Annotated in this window: 21 protein-coding genes; 10 read left to right on the plus strand and 11 right to left on the minus strand. The window is 69.4% G+C overall.

The window, feature by feature from the left end; translation table 11 throughout:
* The first annotated feature begins 41 nt into the window (after window positions 1–41).
* A complete protein-coding gene (locus KEG38_RS25850; RefSeq protein WP_272422570.1) occupies window positions 42–899 on the plus strand; it encodes an STAS domain-containing protein in 858 nt (285 codons plus the stop codon).
* Here the strand turns inward: KEG38_RS25850 and KEG38_RS25855 are convergent, their stop codons facing one another.
* Window positions 900–1,643, minus strand: a complete 744-nt coding sequence (locus KEG38_RS25855; RefSeq protein ID WP_272422571.1) for an SDR family NAD(P)-dependent oxidoreductase — start codon at window positions 1,641–1,643, stop codon at window positions 900–902.
* Complete coding sequence (locus KEG38_RS25860; RefSeq protein WP_272422572.1) at window positions 1,640–3,361, minus strand: radical SAM protein; 1,722 nt, start codon at window positions 3,359–3,361, stop codon at window positions 1,640–1,642. Before KEG38_RS25860 ends, KEG38_RS25855 begins: the two co-directional genes overlap by 4 nt.
* A 77-nt stretch (window positions 3,362–3,438) precedes the next feature.
* Here KEG38_RS25860 and fabZ point away from each other — a divergent pair, with 77 nt between their 5' ends.
* From fabZ to KEG38_RS25895, 7 genes are read left to right on the plus strand one after another with little or no spacing between them, the layout of a single operon-like run.
* Entirely contained in the window at window positions 3,439–3,906 is a 468-nt protein-coding gene (gene fabZ, locus KEG38_RS25865; RefSeq protein WP_272422573.1) for a 3-hydroxyacyl-ACP dehydratase FabZ, read from the plus strand.
* Window positions 3,907–3,920: 14 nt separating this feature from the next.
* On the plus strand, window positions 3,921–5,108 hold the full coding sequence (locus KEG38_RS25870) for a beta-ketoacyl-[acyl-carrier-protein] synthase family protein (RefSeq protein WP_272422574.1): 1,188 nt from the start codon (window positions 3,921–3,923) through the stop codon (window positions 5,106–5,108).
* Entirely contained in the window at window positions 5,099–6,163 is a 1,065-nt protein-coding gene (locus KEG38_RS25875) for a beta-ketoacyl synthase N-terminal-like domain-containing protein (protein ID WP_272422575.1), read from the plus strand. Before KEG38_RS25870 ends, KEG38_RS25875 begins: the two co-directional genes overlap by 10 nt.
* Window positions 6,163–7,440, plus strand: coding sequence for a beta-ketoacyl-[acyl-carrier-protein] synthase family protein (locus tag KEG38_RS25880; RefSeq protein ID WP_272422576.1), 1,278 nt, complete (start codon window positions 6,163–6,165; stop codon window positions 7,438–7,440). The genes KEG38_RS25875 and KEG38_RS25880 overlap by 1 nt, the downstream gene beginning before the upstream one ends.
* Window positions 7,437–8,627 carry a beta-ketoacyl synthase N-terminal-like domain-containing protein gene (locus KEG38_RS25885; RefSeq protein WP_272422577.1) on the plus strand — a complete coding sequence of 397 codons (1,191 nt, stop codon included), beginning with the start codon at window positions 7,437–7,439 and terminating at the stop codon, window positions 8,625–8,627. Before KEG38_RS25880 ends, KEG38_RS25885 begins: the two co-directional genes overlap by 4 nt.
* Complete coding sequence (locus KEG38_RS25890; protein ID WP_272422578.1) at window positions 8,624–9,379, plus strand: SDR family NAD(P)-dependent oxidoreductase; 756 nt, start codon at window positions 8,624–8,626, stop codon at window positions 9,377–9,379. Before KEG38_RS25885 ends, KEG38_RS25890 begins: the two co-directional genes overlap by 4 nt.
* Window positions 9,380–9,408: 29 nt before the next feature.
* Window positions 9,409–10,041, plus strand: coding sequence for a nitroreductase family protein (locus KEG38_RS25895; protein WP_272422663.1), 633 nt, complete (start codon window positions 9,409–9,411; stop codon window positions 10,039–10,041).
* A gap of 6 nt (window positions 10,042–10,047) precedes the next feature.
* On the opposite strand, the gene KEG38_RS25900 is transcribed toward KEG38_RS25895, so the two are convergent.
* Window positions 10,048–10,896, minus strand: coding sequence for a response regulator (locus tag KEG38_RS25900; protein WP_272422579.1), 849 nt, complete (start codon window positions 10,894–10,896; stop codon window positions 10,048–10,050).
* A gap of 58 nt (window positions 10,897–10,954) precedes the next feature.
* Window positions 10,955–11,341, minus strand: a complete 387-nt coding sequence (locus tag KEG38_RS25905; RefSeq protein WP_272422580.1) for a hypothetical protein — start codon at window positions 11,339–11,341, stop codon at window positions 10,955–10,957.
* A 283-nt stretch (window positions 11,342–11,624) separates the two neighbouring features.
* Between KEG38_RS25905 and KEG38_RS25910 the strand changes: the two genes are divergently transcribed.
* A complete protein-coding gene (locus tag KEG38_RS25910; protein WP_272422581.1) occupies window positions 11,625–13,772 on the plus strand; it encodes a hybrid sensor histidine kinase/response regulator in 2,148 nt (715 codons plus the stop codon).
* Between the two features lie 17 nt (window positions 13,773–13,789).
* Here KEG38_RS25910 and KEG38_RS25915 read toward each other — a convergent pair whose 3' ends face one another.
* From KEG38_RS25915 to KEG38_RS25940, 6 genes are read right to left on the minus strand one after another with little or no spacing between them, the layout of a single operon-like run.
* Window positions 13,790–14,704, minus strand: coding sequence for an STAS domain-containing protein (locus KEG38_RS25915; RefSeq protein ID WP_272422582.1), 915 nt, complete (start codon window positions 14,702–14,704; stop codon window positions 13,790–13,792).
* Window positions 14,705–14,713: 9 nt separating this feature from the next.
* On the minus strand, window positions 14,714–15,106 hold the full coding sequence (locus tag KEG38_RS25920; RefSeq protein WP_272422583.1) for a hypothetical protein: 393 nt from the start codon (window positions 15,104–15,106) through the stop codon (window positions 14,714–14,716).
* Window positions 15,103–15,756 (minus strand): V4R domain-containing protein, encoded by a 654-nt coding sequence (locus KEG38_RS25925; RefSeq protein WP_272422584.1) that lies wholly within the window; start codon window positions 15,754–15,756, stop codon window positions 15,103–15,105. Before KEG38_RS25925 ends, KEG38_RS25920 begins: the two co-directional genes overlap by 4 nt.
* Complete coding sequence (locus KEG38_RS25930) at window positions 15,756–16,274, minus strand: 4-vinyl reductase (RefSeq protein ID WP_272422585.1); 519 nt, start codon at window positions 16,272–16,274, stop codon at window positions 15,756–15,758. The genes KEG38_RS25925 and KEG38_RS25930 overlap by 1 nt, the downstream gene beginning before the upstream one ends.
* Window positions 16,271–16,477, minus strand: coding sequence for a hypothetical protein (locus tag KEG38_RS25935; RefSeq protein WP_272422586.1), 207 nt, complete (start codon window positions 16,475–16,477; stop codon window positions 16,271–16,273). Before KEG38_RS25935 ends, KEG38_RS25930 begins: the two co-directional genes overlap by 4 nt.
* Before the next feature lie 20 nt (window positions 16,478–16,497).
* Window positions 16,498–17,088, minus strand: a complete 591-nt coding sequence (locus KEG38_RS25940; protein WP_272422587.1) for a hypothetical protein — start codon at window positions 17,086–17,088, stop codon at window positions 16,498–16,500.
* Window positions 17,089–17,174: 86 nt separating this feature from the next.
* Here KEG38_RS25940 and KEG38_RS25945 point away from each other — a divergent pair, with 86 nt between their 5' ends.
* Window positions 17,175–18,539, plus strand: coding sequence for a M20/M25/M40 family metallo-hydrolase (locus KEG38_RS25945; protein WP_272422588.1), 1,365 nt, complete (start codon window positions 17,175–17,177; stop codon window positions 18,537–18,539).
* 3 nt (window positions 18,540–18,542) lie between these two features.
* Here the strand turns inward: KEG38_RS25945 and KEG38_RS25950 are convergent, their stop codons facing one another.
* A complete protein-coding gene (locus KEG38_RS25950) occupies window positions 18,543–19,085 on the minus strand; it encodes a GNAT family N-acetyltransferase (protein ID WP_272422589.1) in 543 nt (180 codons plus the stop codon).
* Window positions 19,086–19,156: the final 71 nt, after the last annotated feature.

The raw sequence follows: 19,156 nt of genomic DNA on the forward strand, positions 1-19,156 counted from the left end.
TTCCTCTCTTTACACGCCCTCGACCACGCTACGATGGCGCCGTGGGCAACGGCGTTGCACTCGACCCTTCGCGCTTCGAGGCCGTCGAGCGGGAGCTCGCCGAAGCGCAAGCCACGATAACACGCCTCGAACGTGAGGCATGGCGCATTCGGCACATGCTCGAGGTCACCCAGGAGACGCTCACCGTCTTCGAGAACGGCGTCGTGATCGACACGAGCCCGCAGTTCGAGGTGATGTTCCGGGGCAAGCGCGAGGATGCGATTGGCAAGCACGCGTTCGAGTTCGTCGCGCCCGAGTCGCACGCGCTCGTCGCCGAGCACCAGCGCCGAGGCTCCGTCGAGCCCTACGAGGCCACGCTCCTGCGGATGGACGGCTCCACGTTCGTCGCGCGCATCCGCGCGCAGAACTTCGAACGCGATGGGCGCACGATCCGGATCGCGACGTTCGCCGACGCGACCGCGGAGAAGCTCGCCGCGGAGGTGGTCCGCACGGCCGCCGTGGTCGAGGAGACGATGCAATTGCAGACCGAGCTCCTCGTGCGCCTCTCGAATCCGCTCTTGCCCATCGCCGAGGGCACGCTCCTGCTCCCGCTCATCGGCGTCATCGACGAGGACCGCGCGAGCGGTGTGCTCGGCACGCTCACGCAGGGCATCGTGGCGCACGACGCGCGTTTCGTGATCCTCGATGTCACGGGCGTCGAGGCGCTAGACACGCAAGTCGCGAATCTTCTCGTCACGTGCGCGCGCGCGGCGGCGCTCCTCGGCGCGCGCGTCCTGCTCACGGGCATTCGCGCGGACGTGGCGCGAACGCTCGTCACGCTCGGCCATGATCTCGGGAGTCTCGTCACGTTCGCCACGCTCAAGCAAGGCGTGGCGCACGCGCTCGGCGCGCGGCGGTGATCAGACGGCGCCGTCCACCAGAATGGTCGCTCCATTCACGTACGACGAACGATCCGACACCAGAAACGCCGCCATCTCGGCGACCTCCTGGAACGTGCCGAGCCGCCCGAGCGCCGTGTGCCGCAGGTACTCGTCGAGCCGCCCTTTCGGCAAATTCACGCTGACCCCGCCCTCGAGCACCCCGGGCGCGAGGTTGTTCACCGTGATCCCATACCGCCCGATCTCCTTGGCGAGCGCCTCCGTAAAACCCTTGATGGCCGCTTTTGCCGTGCAGTAATGCACCGGCGCTTGCATCATCTTCACCCCGGCGAGCGAGCCGATGTTGAGGATACGCCCGCGCCGAAGTTTGACCATGCCCCGAAGGACGGCCTGCGTGGCGAGGAACGTGCCTTTCACGTTCGTATCCATCACGCGGTCCCAGTCCTCTTCGTCCATCAACGCGAGCGGAACCACGTCGGACACGCCCGCGTTGTTCACGAGCACGTCGACGGTCCCCACCGCGGCCTCCATTTCCTTCACGGCCGCGGCGAGGCCCTGTTTGTCGAGCACGCTCGTTCGAAAGGAAAAACCGCGCACCCCGTGGGCCTCGATCTCGGCGAGCGTCTCCTTCGCCTCGACCTCCGATTTCGTCCAGTTGAACCCGACGTGCGCCCCTTCGCGGGCGAGCGTCACGGCGATCGCCCGCCCGAGGCCCTTGGATCCGCCCGTCACCAGGGCGATGTGCCCTTCGCAAAGCTTCGTCATGTACTCACGATCGAGAGACGCGTCGTCCCGTTTTCCTTCACCCAGGGCTTCTTGCCCCAGGACGGCGTCACGGTCCCCGGCCCTTTCGCCGCGCCGCGGTGGAACATGTTGAAGCCACACGCCGGCATGATCCGCCCGTCCGTCTGCGGATAATGGTGGCAGCATTTGCGCAGGCGCTCGAGATCGAAATCGTGCCTGTCCATGTAATGGTGCAAGAAGATCGATTTCGCCTGCTGCTCGCCGATGAGCAGGCTCTCCTTCTGCGTCATCGGCCGATCCGGGAACATCACCTTCAGCGTGCGCTTGAGCGCCGCGAGGATCTCCGGCCCCCGCTCGATCTCGTCTTGCCGCGCATAGACGTCGTACAGCACGTCCTGGAGCGTCTGCTCCATCTCCGGCGTCGCGGGGAGCGTCGCGCTCGAACGGAGGAGCGAGCCGTGTTTCGTGAAATCGACGAACCGCGAGAACGGCAAAAACGTCCCGTCGTCTAGGCGGAGCAGATAGGTGAGCGACACGCATTGCGGGTGCGAGCACGGCAGCGGGAAAAAATCCTCCACCTTGAGCTTGCCGCCCGTCTGCTCGTCGACGCGCCGCACGACGCCCGGAATCGTGAGCCGATCCATCGGATCGTGCCCGAAGAGGCCGCCGCCGTGGCCCGTGTAGGCGGCGGGCTGGAAGTTCAGCGAAAGGAAATGGGTTTCCGAGAGGAAGAGCTCGACGACTCTTCCGATCTGATCGTCGTTCACCCCGCGCGTGGCCACGAAGATGATCTGCGTCGGGATCTGGAGCTCGCGCAGCGCCGCGAGCGCGGCATCCTTCTCCTTCACGAGGTCGCGGCCGCGGATCTTTTCGTGTGTATCGGCGGTGAAGCCGTCGAGCTGCAGACCCACGTACGCGCCGCTCTCCTTGAGCGCCTTCGCGAAGGCCCGGTCCTTGCCGAGGCGGATGCCGTTCGTGATCACCACGACGCGTCCGATCTCGGGGCGGCTCGCGATGCGCACGAGGTCGAGGATTTGCGGGTGGCTCGTGGGTTCGCCGCCGGAGAGCGCCACCGACTCGCACTGCCCCTCGTTCACCACGAGGGTGTCGATCATGCGGGTAAATGTGTCGAGATCGATGTGGTTCGAGTACTGGTTGTCGACGATGCAGATCGGGCACTCGAGGTTGCAGTGATCGGTGACCTCGATGATCGGCAGGCAGGTGTGCTGCTCGTGATCATTGCAGGTCCCACAATCCGTGGGGCAGCCGTGCTCGACCTTCGTGGCGAACTTCAAGGGCTCGGTGCCGGCGCGCGCGTACGCATAAGCGCGCACGTAATATTTCGCGTCCTCTGAAACGAGCGCCTCCGAAGGCCCACACGCCGCGCAGTTTTTCTTGAAATACACGCGGCCTTCGCGGATCACGACCTTCGCAGGCAAGAGCGTCAAGCAGCCCGGGCAGGTGGACGTCGTCTCCTTGAACTCGATCTCCCCTTCGACCCCCTCGGGGACCTCGCCACGCGCGAGAAAACGGTCGACATAATCTTTTGCAGTGCCGGGAAGAATTTCTTCCGAAGGTCCACACGTGGGGCAAAGCAGGAGCCGCATGGGGCTATCGCCGCGCAGCACGACGCGGCCCTCGTGCGTTTCGCGGCACGTCGGACATGCCGCACGCTCGTGGTGGAAAAACGTATGCGGACGGTCCTGTCGTGTCGGCGTGATACAGCTAACGCAATCCATGGCGCTCCCCTCGTGAGCACGCATTCTCCACTCTGGGCACCTTTGCCGTCAATTCGAACTGCTATCCTCGGCCGCACGTGCGTTACCTGCTCCTCGATCGGATCACGCAGCTCGAACCGCCGCGCCTCGCGACGGGTGTCAAGTGTGTGTCGCTCTCGGACGACACCTTCGCGGACCACTTTCCGGGCCACCCCGTGATGCCCGGTGCGCTCGTGATCGAGGCGCTCGCGCAGCTCGGCGGCGTGCTGCTCGAAGCGAGCCGGCGCGCCGAGGGACACGAGGACGTGCACGCGCTGCTCACGATGGTCGATCGCGCGCGCTTCCGGCGCATCGTGAGGCCCGGGGACAAACTCGAGCTCGAAGCGGAGACGATCCTCGCGCGTGAAGAAGGCGGGCAGGTGAAAGGCACGGCGCGGGTCGACGGTGAGGTCGTGGCGACGGCCGAGCTCGGCTTCGCGTTCGCGCGCGTGACGAACCCCAAGGTGCTCGCGCGTCGGCGCGAGGTGCTCGACATATGGCTGACCGGAGCGGCGGAGGAGCCTTGAGAAGGCGCGTTTTCGTGCGCGGTCGAGGCGCGATCACCCCGCTCGGCGATTCCTGGCCCGCGTCGAGGGACGCGCTCGCCGAGGGCCGATCCGCGGTCGGCCCCGTCAAACATTTTGACGTCGAAGGATATCCCTCGCAGGTCGCGGCGGGTGTTTCCTTCCCGCTCGAAGAAGCCGAAGATCGCCGCCTCGCGCTCGCGCGGCGCGCCGCAGACGAGGCGTGGGCCGAGGCAAAGGAGAACGCCGCGCCCTCGCGAATCGGCGTGTTCGTTGGCGCCGAGAGCGGCCGGGCCACGTACGAAACGATCTTCGCGCTCTCCCGCGCGGCGGGCGGCGGCGCGTGCTTCGATCACGCGCGCTTCGGCGAAGATGCGCGGGGCCTCGCGACGTCCGTCCACGCGGCCGCGGTCTCGCCGGCCGCGGTCGCGTCGGCGCTCGCGGCGCGGATCGGCGCTGAGGGGCCCGTGGAAACGATCTCCCTCGCCTGTGCCTCCGGCGCGGCTGCGATCGTCTCGGCCACGCGGGCGATCCGGCTCGGGCTTTGCGACGTCGCGCTCGCGGGCGGCGTGGGCGCGGACGTCGATCCGTTCATGCTCGTAGGATTCGGGTTGCTCGGCGCGCTGAGCGCGCGTGGCGTCTCGTGCCCGTTCGACGTGCGGCGCGACGGTTTCGTCGTGGGCGAAGGCGCGGCGTTCGTGGTGCTCTCGGCGTCTCCTGGCGACGAGCCACGCGCCGAGATCCGAGGGGCGATGCGCACGCTCGACGCGCATCACCTCACGGCGCCCGATCCGACGGGCGATGGGGCCGAGCGGGCCATGCGCGGCGCGATCGAGGACGCGGGCCACGTGAAGATCGGCTACGTGCAGGCGCACGGCACGAGCACGCAGCTCAACGACGCCGTCGAAGCCGCGGCGATCCGGCGGGTCCTCGGCGACGCGCTCCCGGACGTGCACGTCGGCTCGGTCAAAGGCGCGGTCGGGCACTGGATCGCGGGCGCCGGTGCGATCGGTTTTCTGTGCGCGCTCGAAGCCGTCGAGGAGGGCCTCTGTCTGCCGACAGCGGGCCTCACCGAGCCCGATCCCGCCTGCGTGTTGCCGCACGTCGTTGGCGCGGCTTTGCGAAAACCTGTGGAAGCGGCTCTCGTCAACGCCTTCGCGTTCGGCGGCGCGAACGCGAGCCTCGTGGTGAGCCGATGCGCCTAGACGGAAAAGGCCTTCCCATCGTCGCCCTTTCGACCCTGACGACGGCGGGCCTCGCGGGCCGCGGCCTCGGCCGTCGCGTGCTCGAGAAGAACCTCCCTCTGCCGTGCGAGATCGCCACGCCCGTGCCGTCGCGGCCCGAGGACGTCCGGCAAAAAAAGCTCATGTCGCGCGCCGCGTGGTTCTCCGCGCTCGTCATGCGCGACGCGCTCGCCGAGGCGCGGTGGGACGAAGGGCGCGCCGAGATCGGCGCGTTCTTCGGCGTCGGCGCCTCGGGCGCGGAGATGGACGAGGTCGCCCGGCTCGTCGCGGCGAGCATGGAGGACGGGCGGTTCTCGCTCGCGCGCTGCGGCCGCGAAGGCCTCGAGGTGTGCAATCCCCTGTTCGCGTTCCAGATCATGAACAACTTCACGCTCTGCCACGGGGCGATCCTCGAGGGCCTCGCCGGCCCGAACGCCGCGTTTTTCTCGCGCGGCACGGGCACGGTGACGGCGCTCGAAGAGGCGTGCGCCGCGATCGCGTCGGGTGCGTGTGAGCGCGCGCTCGTCGGCGGCGCGGACACGGCCCTGCACCCGGTCACGACGGCCGAGCTCGAACGCGAAGGCTTCTTGCGGCAAGGGCTCACACCGGCCGAAGGCGCGGCCGCGCTCGCGCTCGCAGCCACGGCCGAGGCGCCGCTCGGCTACGTGGAGGCCGTGCGGGTGTTCACGGTCGATCGCCCCCGCGGCGCGCTCGTACCCCGCACGGGCGTGTTGCGCGACGCGGCCGTGCCTGCCGCGTTCGACGCGCTCGAGGATCAGCCTTGCGACGTCGTCGTGCTCGCGCCCTGGGGCGCGCCCGCGCGCGAGGCGCTCATGGATCTGCCGGAGGTGCTCGAAACGGAGGTCTCGGTCGACACCTCGCTCTCCCTCGGCGAATCCCTGGCCGCGACGCCGGCGCTCGCCTGGGCGCTCGCGCTCGATCTGCTCGTGCACTTCGACAAACCTCGTGCGCTCGTCCTCTCGGCGGGCCCGGACGGGGATCTCGGGGCGGTCGTGCTCGCGAAAGGGGGCGCGTGATGGGCGCGCGTCGCGCGGTGATCACGGGCGTCGGCGCGGTCAGCGCGTTCGGCGTCGGGTACGAGGCGCTCGCGAACGGCCTCGCCGCGGGCCGCAGCGCGGTTGGTCCGATTCGCAGCTTCGACGCGCGCACGTTCCCCACGCGCGTGGCGGGCGAGGTGCCGATCGAGAAGACGGACGCGGTCTTCCTGGAAAAACACCGCGGCGTCCTGCTGCACGTCGGCGAGGCCGGGACGTGGGAAGACGCGGGCCTCCTCCGCGACCGCAAGGTATGCTTCGGCGTCGTCGCGGCGGCCGAGGCGTGGCGCCATGCGCGATGCGGGACGGCCGAGCGCAAGGGCACGCTCTCCATCGGCCTCGGGCTCGAACAGGCGTTCCTGGAGGACCTCGCGGAGCAGCTCCACGAGGGCGAGCTCCGCGTCGGCGCTGGTGATCTCGCGGGCGGCGAGGGCGTTCGGTTCCGCTCGCGTGTCGACCTCACGGCCGAGAAGATCCGCGCTGTCGTGGGCCTCTCGGGCCGCGTCGCCGTGCACGCCTCGGCTTGCGCGGCGGGCGGCATGGCCGTCGCGCACGCGGCCTCGCTCATCGAGCGGGGCGCGGTCGACGTCGTCCTCTGCGGCGCGGCGGACTCGATGGTCAACCCGCTCGGCATCGGCGGCATGTCGCGTCTCGGCGCCCCCTCGCCGCGCGCCGAGGCCTCGGCGTGCAGGCCGTTCGATCGCCGGCGCGACGGGCTCGTCGTCGGCGAAGGCGCGGCGATGTTCGTCGTCGAGGAGGAATCCCGAGCGCGCGCGCGCGGCGCGGAGCCGCTCGCGGCCATTGCCGGCTACGCGACCACGCAGGACGCCTACCGCGCGACGGCGCCCCGCCCCGACGGATCCCGCGCGCTCGCGACCATGGAGCGCGCCGTTCGTCATGCCAACCTCACTGCTGCGGACATCGGGTACGTCAATGCCCACGGCACCGGGACGCCGCTCAACGATGCGGCCGAGGCCAAGGCGATCCGCGCGCTTTTCGGCGACGTGCCCACGTCGAGCATCAAGGGCGCCGTCGGCCACCTGATGGCCGCCGCGGGCGCGATCGAGCTCGCCGCGTGCCTGCTCGCGTTCACGCGGGATCTGCTCCCCGGGACGGCGCATTTCGAGGAGCCGGATCCGGAGTGCCCGATCAACGTGATCGGCCCGAGGCCCCTCGGCAAACGTGTCGACTACGTGCTCTCGAACTCGTTCGGGTTTGGCGGGCAAAACGTGAGCGTGGTCCTCGGGAGACCCCGGTGAACCACGCGGGCCGCATGGCCGTCACGGGGTTTGCCCTGCGCACCCCACTCGGTGACGACGCCGCGGCCGTGCTCCGGAGGCTCCTCGCCGGCGAGCGCGCGGCGGCCCCGAACGCCCATTTCGACGCGAGCACCTACGCCTGCCGCCTCGCCGCCACGATCCCCGGGGCTCCCCGGCCGACGAAGCACCGCAAATTCGTCAAACGGATGGGGCTCTTCGGCATGGAGGTCGGGGCCGAGGCCCTCGCCCGCTCGGGCGCACCCGCGAAAGGCGCGCGGCTCGGGCTTTTTTGCGGTTATGGAGGCCTGCGCGCGCACTGGGACGATCTGATGCCCGTGCTCGAACGGCAGGCGGGCGACGCGCGTGCGACGGGCGCATGGGCGCAGGGTTTTTCCTTGTTGCACCCGTTCTGGATGTTGTTTCACCTGTCGAACAACGCGCACGCGCTCCTGTCGATCGACGTCGACAGCAAGGGCGACGGCACGACCACAGCGGGCTCGAATGCGGGGGCGCAGGCGCTCCGCTCGGCCATCGTCGCCCTCGCCATGGGGAGCGTCGATGCGGCGCTCGTCTTCGCGTACGACTCGCTCGTCGAGCCAGAGACGATTCTGTCGCTCGGCGTGTCGGGCGCCGCGACGAAGGCGGCCACGCCCGCGGCGGTCGTGGCCCCGTACGACGAGCGCGCGGCGGGGATCGTGCCGGGCGAGGCGGCCGCGGCCGTCGTGCTGGAGCGGCCCGAGGATGCAGGAGAGCGAGCGATTTCGTTCGTCTCGGCCGCGGCAACGGCCGATGGCGCCGTGGACTTTCCCACCCCGCGCGCGATCGCCTCCCTCGCGGCCGCTCTCTCCGCGGGTGACACGATCGTCGACGGCGCCGCGCTCGCCTCGCCCGTGCGCGACGCGGCTGAACGCGCGGCCCTCGCCGACGTGCTCGGCCCCTCGGCCACGCTCCTCGCGTTGACCGCTTCCACGGGCCAGCTCGGCGGCGCGACGGCGGTCGTGCAGGCGATCCTGCTCGCCGAGGCGCTCCGCGCGGGCACGCTGCCGCCCATCGCGGGCCTCGATCGTCCCGCCGAAGGCCCACTCCGCCCGCTCGTGCGCGCCGAGGAGACACGCTCTCGCTCGGCATTGGCCCTCTCGGCGGGCATGCCGGGGCTCGCGGGCGCCCTGCGCGTGGAGGTTCCATGAGCGACACCAAGGAGCGATCCCGCGTCGCGCTCGTCACGGGCGCCTCGCGCGGCATCGGACGCGCCATTGCGGAGGCGCTCGGTCGGCGCGGATATGCCGTCGCCGTCGATTATCGAAACGACGAGGACGCGGCGCAAAAGACCGTGGCCGCCGTGGAGGCGCTCGGCGCGCGGGCCGTCGCTCTCCGCGCCGACGTCTCGCGCCCCGCGGAGGTCGCCTCCCTCTTCGAGCAGGCCGAAAACACGCTCGGGCCGCTCGACGCGCTCGTCTGCAATGCCGGCGTCACGCGCGACGGCCTCCTCGGGGCGAGCACCGACGACGATTATAATCACGTCTTCGAGACGAACGCCGCGGGCGTGGTGCATTGCTGCCGCGAGGCCGCGCGGCGCTTCATTTCGCGGCGGCGCGGCGCGATCGTCAACGTCTCCAGCGTGGCCGCGCAGCGCCCGGGCCGCGGGCAATCGCTTTATGCCGCCTCGAAGGGCGCCGTCGAGTCGTTCACCCGCGCGCTCGCGGTCGAGCTTGCGCCGCGCGGCGTGCGTGTGAACGCCGTCGCGCCGGGCCTCGTCGAGACCGACATGACGGCCGAGCTCCGGGCCATCGCGCCGGAGGAACTCGCGAAACGCATCCTGCTCAAGCGCGTCGGCCGCCCCGAGGAAATCGCGGCGGTCGTCGCTTTCCTCGTCTCGGACGAGGCGAGCTACGTGACAGGACAGATATGGAACGTGGACGGCGGATTCAAGCTGGAATGAGCGGCCCGGGCGGGATCGGGGGCCCGGGAATGCTGGCGTGGCTCGAAACGCGGCGATCGCGCCGAGAATTCGAGGACACGCCCGTGCCGAAGGAGGTACTCGCCCGGCTCGTGCAAGCCGCGATCACCGCGCCCTCCAACACGAACCGGCAGCCGTGGCGGTTCACGGTCGTCACGGCCCCGGACAAACGCAAGCAAATCGCCGCCGCCGTGCGGGCACGGGCCGAGGAGATCAAGGCGATCATCCACCGTGGCCACCATGCCGAGGATTTTGCCAACTACGGCGATTTTTTCCACGAGCCGCTGGAGAGCGCCGCGGCCATCGTGGTGCCACAATGGCGCGATTACCCCGACCTCATCGCCGACCTCATCACCTCGGGCGGCGGGGATCCTTCGCAGTACCATACGGCTCGCAGCATGCAGGCCGAGCTCTGCTCGACGAGCGCGGCCGTGATGGCGATGCTCCTCCAGGCGCACGCCGAGGGCCTCGGCGCCTGCTGGATGGCGGGCCCGATGATCGCGAAGCCCGAAATCGAGGGGCTGCTCGGCATCCGGGAGCCGTTCCGGATGGTCGGCGCCGTGGCGCTCGGATACCCCGTGGGCGACGCGCCGCCGCCCGGGCGAAAGCCGATCGATCGCGTCGTGCAATGGGTGGAGGACTGACGAGCCCTATCCCTCGACGCGGCGGCTTTTCGCGTCGACGACCGTCAATGCGACCCGCTCGACGCGGCCCTCCACGCACACCGGATGGAAGCTCGCGAGCGCGCGGCGGTGCGCTTGCCAGGCCACTTCCACGTCGAAAAGCGGCTCGCCCGTAGCGAAGACCTTCCGAACGTGCTCGGCGAGGGCCATCGTGTCCGGTCCCTCGGGGAGAATCTCGGCCAGCGGGAGGCCGAGGTGGGCCTCGGCGGGCGCGCAGTTCATCGCCCGGGCGAGCGCGGCATTGATGCGCTCGCAGCGCAGGTCCGCATCCACGATGGCGAGCCCGATCGGCGACCGCCCGACCACCGCTTCGAGCACCGCGGCCGTCCTCGCGGCCTCGGCCAGGGCGCGCTTTTCGCGGGCGACGAGCTCGGCCCGCTCCCGCTCGAATTGCATGGCCTCGCGCAGGCGCGTGACCTCGCCGCGGCGCCAGAGGTCGGCCAGCGTCGACACTTTTGCCCGCAGGATGTCGGGGCTGAACGGCTTGGGGATGTAATCGACCGCGCCGTGCGCATACCCTTTGGCGTGATAGGTGTCGTCGCGATGGATCGCCGAGATGAAGATGATCGGCACTTCCTTCGTGCGCTCGCGCCTTCGGATCAGCCCTGCGACCTCGAACCCGTCCATGTCCGGCATCTGCACGTCGAGCACGATGGCCGCGAACTCCTCGCGCAAGAGATGCGTCAGCGCCTCTTTGCCCGAGCTCGCCCGCACGAGGTGCATCCCGAGGGGCTCCAGCACGGCCTCCAGAGCGAGCAGGTTCGAGGGATGGTCATCGACGAGCAGGATGCTGGGGACGAGGGAGTGCGGTGTCATGGGGGCTAGGTTCCTTGCTCATGAACAACCCTTCGGCGCATGCGTTCGAGGCGGCTCATTACAAAGCATTGTTGTTCGCCCCCCTGTTTTCGAGGGCGGCCAGCTCGAGGAGCACGAGCACAATCTTGTCGTCGGCGCCCGCGACGCACGGAACGAACCCGAGGGGCCTGTCCAGGGTACGGAGCACCCGCGCGACCCGGGCAGGCAGGTCGTCCCCACGCGCGGCGGCCATATCGACGAGCACCTGGGTGGCGCGCTCCGTCGACTCGACGGCGCATTCGATGCTCTCCGCGTCCGGTCCGCCGTCTTTGCACAAGACCAGCACCACGGGATCGGGGACACGCGTATTGCGAAAGGCATGCGCGAGCGGACCCGTGAGCGACGCCTCGAGGACGCGCATGAGCCCGCTCGTGAGAGACCCGTCGCCCACGGGAAGCACCTTCATTCCGAGTCCGACGATAAACCACGGACACACGCCTGATCCATGCGGACCATGCCCCAGTCACGTGTCGGGATCTTCCCGCCGTCATTCAGACATTGGAGGATCCACGTCGCATAGCCACCCTTTGTCACGGACGAAACCTCCAGAACACTAGATTGGCATACTAGTCCTCGCGACATTCGAGCCATCATCCAACATTTTTTCGAATCGGTTACCATTCGAATTCCCAAACGTTTTACACTCTGCGCCGCGACGACGTACCACCCCGTGTGCCGACCCTGACCTCATGAGCCAGGAAATCTGCCCGCCGTCCTCCCCATCCGCTGTCCCCTGCGTGCTCCTGGTCGATGACCACCCCGCGAACCTGCTCGCCCTGGAGGTGGTGCTCGAGCCCCTCGGCCTGCATTTGATGCGCGCAAGCTCGGGCAGAGACGCGCTCCGGCAACTGCTCAGCAACGAGTTCGCGGTCATCGTGCTCGACGTGAACATGCCGGACATGGACGGGTTCGAGACGGCCGCTCTCGTGCGGAGGCTCGAGCGCACGCGGGAGATCCCGATCATTTTCATCTCCGCGTTTCACCGCGACGACACCTACCAAGCCAAGGGGTATGCCCACGGCGCCGTGGACTACCTGCCCAAACCCTTCAATCCCGACATCCTGCGCGCGAAGGTCGCCGCGTTCGCGGAGCTCTGGCGCCGCGCCGAGAACCTCCGCGTCCGCGAAGCCATGCTCTTCGAACGGGAGCGGGCCGAGCTCGTCGCCCGCGAAAAACGCGCCCAGGCCGAGGCAGCGAACAGCGCCGCGGTCCTCGACGCCGTCATCGCGGGCGCGCCCATCGGGATCGCCATCTTCGACGTGCACCTCCGCTGCGAGCGCATCAACGCCGCGCTCGCCGAGATGCACGGCGTGCCCGCCGATGCCCAGGTCGGACGCACGCTGGCCGAGACGCTGCCCGAGGGGCCCGAGACCGCCACCACGATCGAGCGCCTCGAGCGGGTCTTCGACACGGGCGAGCCGCTGCTCAACCTGGAGGTCGCCCGGCCCGTCCCCGGGGGATCGAGGCATCGGTACTCGCTCACGAGCTACTTTCCCGTGCGCGTGGAGGGCCGCGTCGCGCGCGTGGCCATGACCGTCGTCGACGTGACGGCCCTGCGCGCGGCCGAGGCGCGCGCCGCCACGAAGCGCCAGAACCTGCACCGGCTCATGAGCGTGGCCGCGGCCCTGTCGGAGGCGCACACGAGCCAGCAGGTCGCGGAAATCGCGGTCGCCCAGGGTCGCGCGAGCCTCGGCGCGAAGCGCGCGGTCCTCGGCGTGTTGACGGAGGACGGGGCGGAGCTCGCGATCTTGCAATCGGTCGGGTTCGAGGAGACGGAGCTCTCGCCGTGGCCCTACGTGCCGCTCACGCACCCGCTCCCCATGACGGACGCGGTCCGGGAGCAGCGCCCGCTCTTCTTCGAGTCGGCGGCCGCGGCGGCCGACCGATATCCCCAAATCTCGTCGTTGCGGTCACTCGGCCACGAGGCTCTGGCGGCCGTGCCCCTCCTCTTCGAAGAACGCGGGCTCGGGGTCCTGGTTCTCTCCTTCGACGAGCGCCGGGCCTTCAGCGAGGCGGACCGGGCGCAGCTCACGACGCTCGCGCGCCTCTGCGCGCAAGCCATGGAACGCGCGCGCCTCTATGACGCCGAGGCCCGGGCCCGCGCCGAGGCGGAGACCGCCAATCGCGCGAAAGACGAGTTTCTCGCCCTCCTCAGCCACGAGCTGCGCAGCCCCCTCAATGCCTCGCTCGGCTGGACGACGATGCTCCGCGACAACATCCTCCCCGCCGAGAAACGCGAGCGCGCGCTCGTCACGGTGGAGCGAAACATCCGCGCGCAGGTCGCGCTCATCGAGGACCTGCTCGACGTCTCGCGTATCGTCGCGGGCAAACTGCAGCTCAACAGCATCCAGTCGCTCGAGCTCGCGGGCATCGTCGAATCGGCGATCGACGCCGTCCGCCCGGCGGCGGAGGCGAAATCGATCAGCGTCGAGGGCCTCGTCGAAACGCAGGACCGCGTCCACGGCGACCCGGGCCGGCTGCTCCAGATCGTGACGAACCTGCTCGGCAACGCGATCAAGTTCACGCCGAAAGGAGGCTTCGTGCGCGTGCACCTCCGCCGCGTGGATGGGTCGCTCGAGCTCTCGGTCACCGACAACGGGCAAGGCATCTCGCCGGCCTTCCTGCCGCATGTCTTCGACAAATTCCGGCAGGCCGACAGCGGAATGACCCGCACGCACGGCGGGCTCGGCCTGGGCCTCGCGATCGTCAAGCACCTGGTCGAGCTGCACGGCGGCACGATCACGGCGCACAGCGAGGGGAACGGCAAGGGAGCCGTCTTCGTCATGCGCGTGCCGATCGCGGACGTGACGGCGCGACCGACGACACGGCCCCGCTGATCTCCGCCGCGATCGTTTTACCCCGCGCCGCGCCCCGGCATTGCCGCGCGCCGACCGAGACGGGCGAAACAATGCCGCAGGCCGTATCTCACGTTCCGCAGGAGACGGAGGTGTTCGAACCGCACGTCGAGGTGAAGCAAAGAAACGGCGACGGCCGGGCGAATGCCCGTGAGGATGCACTCGGCGCCCACGAGCTCCACGGCGCGGACGAGATCCAGCAAATGGCGCGCGCTGTTCGTGTCCATCGTATCGACGCCGGTCCAGTCGATGATCACGAAGCGTGATCCCCTCGATACGACCGCGTCGAGCAGCCGCGACGTGATCTCCGCGCCGCGCCGATCGTCCACCGCGCCGATGACGGGGAGCGCGAGCACGTCGTCCCATACCTCGATGATGGGCGTCGAGAGCGCGTCGATCCCCTCCTCCAGCCGATCGATGAGCGCGCGTTTCTCGTCGTCGCTCGCCACGATGGCCTCGTCGAGCTCGCGCAGGATGTCCTTGTGCTCGGTCACGTCGCGCGTCACGGTCACCGCGGCGCGCACAACGCCGTTTGCGTCGAGGAGCGGGCGCGAGGACTGCGAGATCCACGTGCAGCGGCCCTCTTCATCCGTCGGGGCGAGCAGGCTCTCGAGGTTGTCGACCCCCTCGCCGCCGAGCGCCCGCCGCGTCGGATCACGCTCCGGGGGCGCCGGCGAAACGCCATCCGAAACGAATACACCCCGCGACCCGGGCTCGCCCGCGATGGCCCGCATGTGGGCGTTGTACATTCGATGCCGGCCCGACGTGTCCTCGACGATCACCCCGACGGGCATCTCGTCGATCACGGCCCGTAGCAGGTCGACCTCCTCGGCGAGCGCTTGCCGGGCCCGCATCTCCTCGGCGAGCCGCGCCTCGAGCGCCGCGATCCGCGCCTGCATTTCCACGACGTCCACATCGGACTTCTACCCCGCTTGTGGCGGGATGGCCAGGCAGGAGCCCTGGTTCAACATACGGTCGAGGGTCTCGGCGATCTCGCGCGCGGCCCGCGCTTGCCACGTGAGGTCCGTTGCAAGGCGAGGCATCAAAATGGCGCGACCCGCGCGCGGCGCGACTGTGAGCTGATAAGCCCCCGGGACCTCGATCACGTAGAGCGCGGGCCGCTCGCGGAGCTCCCCGCGAGACGCGAGCCAATCACGAAAAGCCGAAGGAAATGGCTCTTTCGTCACGAGCTCGAACTGATCACGCCGGATGCAGCCGTAGCGCCGCGTGATCCGCACGCGGCCGACATCGATGACGTCAAGGATCTCCCCGTACGAAGCAAAGCTCCGCCGGTCCTCTGCGACCTCCACGTTCATCCCTGCATTCGCTCCACGACGAACTCGCAGTGCGAATCGCCCTTCGCGGCGCAAAGATGCTCGCGGGAGCGGAAGGATCGCGGATGGCTGAACACCTCGCGATAAAGCTCCTCGGTGAGCGAGGGCCTGCGTGTGATGTCGCCCTGGTAGAGGAGGTTCATGAGCCCGGCCAGCCCGCCGTTCGCGAGGTAGCAACGTGGCCCGTCGGCCCGCGGATACGATTCGAGGTACCCGCGCGACTCGTAGCTATCCCGCACCTCGACGACGAGCCGCTCGCCGGGCAGGAGCTCGGCGACCCGGAAACGGCCCCAGCCGAGGGCGTTCACCACCGCGATCATGCCGTGCACCCAGTCCTCGCGGCTCTCGATCATGGGCTGCACGAGCGCGTCCCACTCGACGGACACCATGATGCCGCCGAACGTGTGGAACGCGCAAACGTGCGCGGCTTCCGTGAGGAGCGCGATCGCGTCCTCCGTGAGCTCGGGGTTTTCCCGAACGAGCGCGCCGAGGACGCCGAACGAGATGCGGTTGTAAAAATCCGCGTAATGGTTCGTCAGGTACAGACCAAAAGCCGGAATGAGGCCCTCCTCGTTGCCGGCGAGGCCCATGCCGGTGACGGTTTCGACGATGACGCGTTCGTCGATGGCCATCACCACACCTCCACGCGGAAGGAGCACCGCTCGCCCCCGGCGGCGACGCATTCGGTCTCGCGGCTCGTGACGCGCTCGGGCGCGAGCCGGCACGCGACCGCGACCGCGCCGGCGAGGAAACCCGCGACGAAGAAGCACCCCGGCGTGGGCCGTTTGCCCCAGCGCGAGACCCAGCCGACCGCATAATGCGAATGCTCGAGCGTCGCAAGGCCGCCGCCCACGCCGAGGTCGCTCACGTCCATCCGGCCAAACCCCTGCGCCGCGAAAATGTCCGCCGCGCGCCTGAGCGCATCCGCGGCCGAGCCGCTGTTCGCGTCGTTTTCGAGCCCTTGCAGCATCGATCGCGACGCCTCCATCCCCGCGGCCACGAGCAGCGCCGGGGCCCGCTCCTGCAGGGCGTCCTCGATCGTGCGCTGGAGGAAGACGTTGTAATGGTGGCAGTGGAACACGAGCCGGCGCCCGCCGAGCGTGGTGATGCCGCGCTCGAGGTCCGCCTTCGGAGCGAGGTGAAAGCTCATCGTTTTGCCTTCCTTTCGTGTTCCAGGATCTCGCGCGCGCAAACCCATGCCCGCGCCACGAGCTCCGGGTCGTCCGGGATCGACTCCGCGTTGCGTGACAAGGCCCGCCCGACCAGCAAATTCAAGCGCGCCAGCTCCACCACGGCGTTGCCGCGGGCGCGCCCTCGGACGAACTCCACGACCTGCACGAGCTCCTTGCCCACGCCATGTCTCCGTCTGCCGGCTAGAGCCGGCGCCAATCCTCGCCGTGGAAATCGGGGAACGAGACCTTGCACGTGCCCGGATCGATCCCCGTGATCCGCGCCCTTCCATTCGCGTCGAGCATGCCCTCGCGCGTCGCCCCGTCCGAAAGCTCGATACGGTAGCGCTTGAACGGCACGGGCTTCGGCGGATCGTCGTCGTCCACGAGCTCGATGCCGAACCAGGTTTTTTCCTCCCGTGCTAGGACCTTCTCGCCCGTGGGCTCCTCCTTGCGGCCCCCCGCCGCGAGGACGAACTGCATCTCCATCTTGAACGCGCGAAGCTCGCCGCTCTCGAGCGCCCGCCGAATCTGCGCCCGCTGCCCGACGAACGACGCGCCCTCCCGCATGCCGAGCGGGCCCGCGAGGAAGGCCGCGATGTCGGCGACGAGGGGGCGCATGCGGGGTTCGTCCGGGAACCATCCCTCGACGAGCCACGCCGCGAGGCTCCGGGCGACGGGCGACGCGTCCTCGGGCACCACGCCGGCGCCGAGGCGCGGCACGATCCATACGACGTCCGAGAGCGTGCTGATGCGCCATTTCTTGCCGTGCATGATCTCGCGCCTCTGCACCACGAGAATACGCGCTCGGGCAGGCCCTCGGCAAGACGTCCGAAAAGCCCTACCCTCGCGCGCTGCGTGGTTGCTAAGATGTCGCCGCCATGACGTCCGTCTCCACGCAGGATCCCTCCCCGCACATGCCAGATCGTGAGATCGGCGAGCACGCATTCCGACTCTGCCAGACGCTCCTCCGCATCGACACCACGAACCCGCCGGGCCGCGAGCGCGCCGCCGCGGAGGTCGTCGCCGGCGAGCTCGCGGCCGCGGGGCTCGATCCGATCACGCTCGAGAGCGCGCCCGAGCGCACGAACGTGGTCGCGCGCCTGCGCGGCACGGGCGAGCTGCCGCCGATCCTGCTCACGGCGCACCTCGACGTCGTCGAGGCCGAGGCCTCGGCGTGGAAACATCCGCCGTTCTCGGGCGTCGTCGCGGACGGCTGCCTCTGGGGGCGCGGCGCGATCGACATGAAGAACATGGCCGCGATGTCGGTCGCGATCCTCGCGCGCCTCGCCCGGGAAAAACCGCGCCTGCGCCGCGACGTGATCTTCGCCGCCGTCGCGGACGAGGAGGCGGGCTGCGACCACGGCTCGCGTTTTCTCGTGGAGAACCATGCCGATCTCGTGCGCGCCGAGTACGCGATCGGCGAGAGCGGCGGCTACACGCTCCACCTCGGCAAGGCCACGTTTTACCCGATCCAGGTCGCGGAGAAGGGCATCTGCTGGGTGCGCGCGCGCGTCCGCGGCGAGCCCGGGCACGGCTCGATGCCCCGCGAGGATTCGGCTGTCGTCAAGCTCGCGAACGCCATTGCGCGGCTCGGCGAAAAACCGCTGCCCGTGCACGTGACGCCCTACATCCGCGATTTCGTGGACGGCCTCGCCTCGAAGCAACCCGCGCCGCTCCGCTCCCTCCTGCGCCGGCTCCTCCACCCCGCGATCGCGCCGCACGTCCTGCGCGCCCTGCCCGATCGCTCGATGGCGCGGAGCTTCGGCGCGATGCTCTCGAACACGGCCTCGCCGACGATCCTGCGTGCGGGCGCGAAGGTGAACGTGATCCCCGGCTTCGCGGAGGCCGAGATCGACGGGCGCACGCTGCCCGGACAAACCGAGGCCGATTTCCTGCGCGAGCTCGGCGCGGTGCTCGGGCCCGAGGTCTCGCTGGAGGTCATCCGGAGCGCGCCGGCCACCGCGATCGACTCCGTCGATTCTCCGCTCTTCGACGCGATGCGCGCGGCGATCCTCGACCGCGAGCCCGGGGCCACGGTCGTGCCTTACATGATCCCGGGTTTCACGGACGCGCAGTACTTCACGAGGCTCGGCGCGAAATGGTACGGGTTTTCCCCCGTCAAGATGCCGAAGGGCCTGCGCTTCGCCGAGCTCTTCCACGGCCACGACGAGCGCATCCCGGTCGATGGGTTGAAATGGGGGACCGAGGTCCTTTTCGACGTCGTGCGCAGGTTTTGCCAGTAAAACTCAAGGCGAGACGAGCGCGTCCGGCCACCACGGCGCGGCCTCGGCCTCGCCGCGGTCGAGCGCGAGCACCACGTGCGGCAAGGTGGCGCGGACGCGGTCGCCGATCCGGTGCATGCCGAGCCGCGCCGCGAGGCGCATCGAGAGCAGGTTGCCCGGGACGATGTCGGCCACGAGGCGATGCGCATTCACGCGCTCGAAGGCGTACCGCACGAGGCCACGCGAGGCTTCCGTCGCATACCCCTGGCCCCAGGAATCGAAGGCGAAATGCCAGCCGAGCTCGAGGTCGGACGCTGTGATGTACGGGGCCAGGACCACGTCGCCGATGATGACCCCGGAGGCCTTCTCGACGACGGCAAACCACCCCTGCCCCGCGGGCATGTTCCGGACGCGCTCGAGGATCTCGTCGAGCTTGCGCGCGCTCGCGGCGGCATCCGGCATGGCGCCCCACCAGATGACGCGGGGGTCGCCCCAGATACGGTGGAATGCTCCTTGATCGCTCACCTCGAGCGGCCGTGCGAGGAGCCTCGACGTCTCGAACGTCATGAAAAGTATTGTGCCTCGCGCGAGATCGACCGTCGAGAAGGTCTTCCCGCGGCGGTCGTTCCGGTCCATCC

Source organism: Polyangium jinanense, assembly GCF_028435265.1.
GTDB lineage: Bacteria > Myxococcota_A > Polyangia > Polyangiales > Polyangiaceae > Polyangium > Polyangium jinanense.

Coding starts and splice junctions, on each gene's coding strand:
- KEG38_RS25855 (WP_272422571.1), bottom strand. CDS start 1,643: ATGACGAAGCTTTGCGAAGGGCACATCGCCCTGGTGACGGGCGGATCC.
- KEG38_RS25860 (WP_272422572.1), bottom strand. CDS start 3,361: ATGGATTGCGTTAGCTGTATCACGCCGACACGACAGGACCGTCCGCAT.
- KEG38_RS25875 (WP_272422575.1), top strand. CDS start 5,099: ATGCGCCTAGACGGAAAAGGCCTTCCCATCGTCGCCCTTTCGACCCTG.
- KEG38_RS25880 (WP_272422576.1), top strand. CDS start 6,163: ATGGGCGCGCGTCGCGCGGTGATCACGGGCGTCGGCGCGGTCAGCGCG.
- KEG38_RS25890 (WP_272422578.1), top strand. CDS start 8,624: ATGAGCGACACCAAGGAGCGATCCCGCGTCGCGCTCGTCACGGGCGCC.
- KEG38_RS25895 (WP_272422663.1), top strand. CDS start 9,409: ATGCTGGCGTGGCTCGAAACGCGGCGATCGCGCCGAGAATTCGAGGAC.
- KEG38_RS25900 (WP_272422579.1), bottom strand. CDS start 10,896: ATGACACCGCACTCCCTCGTCCCCAGCATCCTGCTCGTCGATGACCAT.
- KEG38_RS25905 (WP_272422580.1), bottom strand. CDS start 11,341: ATGAAGGTGCTTCCCGTGGGCGACGGGTCTCTCACGAGCGGGCTCATG.
- KEG38_RS25910 (WP_272422581.1), top strand. CDS start 11,625: ATGAGCCAGGAAATCTGCCCGCCGTCCTCCCCATCCGCTGTCCCCTGC.
- KEG38_RS25920 (WP_272422583.1), bottom strand. CDS start 15,106: ATGAACGTGGAGGTCGCAGAGGACCGGCGGAGCTTTGCTTCGTACGGG.
- KEG38_RS25925 (WP_272422584.1), bottom strand. CDS start 15,756: ATGGCCATCGACGAACGCGTCATCGTCGAAACCGTCACCGGCATGGGC.
- KEG38_RS25930 (WP_272422585.1), bottom strand. CDS start 16,274: ATGAGCTTTCACCTCGCTCCGAAGGCGGACCTCGAGCGCGGCATCACC.
- KEG38_RS25945 (WP_272422588.1), top strand. CDS start 17,175: ATGACGTCCGTCTCCACGCAGGATCCCTCCCCGCACATGCCAGATCGT.
- KEG38_RS25950 (WP_272422589.1), bottom strand. CDS start 19,085: ATGACGTTCGAGACGTCGAGGCTCCTCGCACGGCCGCTCGAGGTGAGC.